Here is a 1856-nt window from a genome sequence, read left to right on the forward strand (position 1 = left end):
TGGCGCGCGTCGCCGCCGCGCGCGGCCTGCCGCCGCAGACCGTCGCCGCCCTGGTCGCCGCGCAGACCCAGCCGCGCCAGTTCGGCGTGCTCGGCGAGCCGCGGGTGAACGTGCTGGCGCTGAATCTGGCGTTGGACGCGGGGAATGGGGAAACGGGAATCGGGAATGGGAAGGAGCAAAAGCGGTAAGGCGCGCCGCACTGTAGGCTTTGCGATTCCCCATTCCCAATTCCCCATTCCCAGCACCAAATGCCCGACCCCCGCACCCAACAGGCCGACGCCCTGATCGGCGAACTGCAGCGCGAGCGCGGCGGGCGCCTGACCGTGTTCCTCGGCGCGGCGCCGGGGGTGGGCAAGACCTACGCGATGCTGTCGCGTGCGCGGCAGTTGCAGCAGCAGGGCAGCAACCTGGTGGTCGGCGTGGTCGAGACCCACGGCCGCGCCGAGACCGCGGCGCTGCTGGAAGGCCTCACCGTGCAGCCGCGGCGGCGGCTGGAGTACCGCGGCCGCACCCTGGACGAGATGGACCTGGATGCGCTGCTGGCGCTGCGCCCGCCGCTGGTGCTGGTGGACGAACTGGCCCATCGCAACGCGCCGGGCAGCCGTCACGAGCGGCGCTGGCAGGACGTACAGGAACTGCTCGACGCCGGCATCGACGTCTACAGCACGGTCAACATCCAGCACCTGGAAAGCCTCAACGACGTCGTCCACCGCATCACCGGCGTGCGCGTCAGCGAGACCGTGCCCGATGCGATCTTCGACCGCCTGCGCGACATCGTGCTGGTCGACCTGCCGCCACGCGAGCTGATCGAACGCCTGCAGCAGGGCAAGGTCTACCTGCCCGAGCAGGCCGGGCAGGCGCTGCAGGCCTTCTTCTCGCCGTCCAACCTGGCCGCGCTGCGCGAGCTGGCGATGCAGACCGCCGCCGACCGCGTCGACAACGATCTGCGCGACGTGCAGGCCGCGCAGGGCCGCACCAGCGTCGCCCTGCGGCGCACGGTGATGGTGGCGATCGACGGGCGCGGCCAGTCCGACTACCTGGTGCGAGTGGCGCGGCGCCTGGCCGAGCGCCGCGGCGCGCCGTGGACGGTGGTCACCGTGCAGACCCAGGCGCAGCCGGATGCCGACTGGCAACTGGAGATCGACCGCGCCTTCGCGCTGGCGCGTCGGCTGGGCGGCGAGGCCGCGCTGCTGCACGGCGCCAACGTCGCCGATGCCTTGCTCGACCACGCCGCGCGCAGCGGCGTGTCCACCCTGGTGCTGGGCCGCACCCGCGAGCGTCCGCTGGCGCGCATGATCAATCGCACGCTGACCCAGCAGCTGCTGCAACGCGGCGCGCACTACGAACTGGTGATCATCAGTTCGCCGGAAGCGCGCGCGCGGGCGCGGCGGCGCTGGCGCAGCCCCGCGCACTGGCTGTCGCGCGACGACCTGCTGTTCGCCACGGTGGCCTCGGCGCTGGCGGTGGTGGTGGCGTGGATCGCCGAAAGTTGGGTCGGCATCGACGACCTGTCGATGGTGTTCATCGTCGCGGTGGTGATGGTGGCATCGAAGACGCGGATGACCGCGGCGGTGCTGGCGGCGCTGCTGAGCTTCTTCAGCTACAACTTCTTCTTCATCGAACCGCGCTTCACCTTCCAGATCGGCGCGCGCCAGGGCGTGGTCACGGTGCTGCTGTTCCTGGTCGCCGCCCTGGTCGCCGGGCGCCTGGCCTCGCGCCTGCGCATGCAGGTGCTGGCGCTGCGCGCGGTCAACGCGCAGACCACCGCGCTGCAGCGGCTGGGCCGCGAACTCACCAGTGCCGCCGACCTGGGGCAGGTGCTGGAGGCCGGGCGCCGCGCGCTCGCCGGCACGCTC

General features: G+C 72.0%; 2 protein-coding genes. Both read left to right on the top strand.

Annotated elements, in window-relative coordinates; all coding sequences use genetic code 11:
- On the top strand, positions 1 to 188 hold a 188-nt coding region (locus D588_RS24470), incomplete at its 5' end, for a potassium-transporting ATPase subunit C (RefSeq protein ID WP_043084367.1).
- A 60-nt stretch (positions 189 to 248) separates the two neighbouring features.
- On the top strand, positions 249 to 1856 hold a 1608-nt coding region (locus D588_RS0110655), incomplete at its 3' end, for a DUF4118 domain-containing protein (RefSeq protein ID WP_017915955.1).

Origin of the sequence: Xanthomonas sp. SHU 308 (assembly GCF_000364645.1) — a bacterium.
GTDB classification, from domain to species: Bacteria; Pseudomonadota; Gammaproteobacteria; order Xanthomonadales; family Xanthomonadaceae; genus Xanthomonas_A; species Xanthomonas_A sontii.